Origin of the sequence: Herbaspirillum sp. BH-1, assembly GCF_002870055.1 — a bacterium.
Lineage (GTDB): Bacteria > Pseudomonadota > Gammaproteobacteria > Burkholderiales > Burkholderiaceae_D > Herbaspirillum > Herbaspirillum frisingense.
The window spans coordinates 1-563 of the sequence record NZ_PKOI01000048.1; the positions used below are offsets into that span (position 1 = coordinate 1).

General features: G+C 62.7%; 1 protein-coding gene. It reads left to right on the forward strand.

Going from position 1 to position 563, the window contains the following annotated elements:
- A partial coding sequence (locus HBH1_RS24730) for an NAD(P)/FAD-dependent oxidoreductase (protein WP_146012900.1) occupies window positions 1–563 on the forward strand: 563 nt, incomplete at both ends.

Consider the following 563-nt stretch of genomic DNA (forward strand, 5'->3'; position numbering starts at 1 on the left):
GAATTCCAGCTGGGCATGGAACTGCACGCCAAATACACCTTCTTCGCCGAAGGTGCGCGCGGCCACCTGGGCAAGCAGTTGATCGCGAAATACAAGCTGGATGCCGGCCGCGATCCGCAGACCTATGCCATCGGCATCAAGGAACTGTGGGAAGTGAAGCCGGAAGTGCACCAGCCCGGCCTGGTGGTCCACACCGCCGGCTGGCCGCTCTCCAATGACACCTACGGAGGTTCCTTCCTCTATCACCTGGACAACAACCAGGTGGCCGTGGGCTACGTGGTCGGTCTGGCCTACCAGAATCCCTACCTGTCGCCGTTCGAGGAATTCCAGCGCTACAAGACCCATCCGGAAATCCGCAAGTTCTTCGAAGGCGGCAAACGCCTCTCCTACGGCGCCCGCGCGATCACCGCCGGCGGCGTGCAATCCTTGCCCAAGCTGGTGTTCCCCGGTGGTGCGCTGCTGGGTTGCGATGCCGGCTTCCTCAATGCCTCGCGCATCAAGGGCAGCCATGCGGCGATCAAGAGCGGCATGCTGGCAGCGGATGCGGCATTCAATGCCCTGGG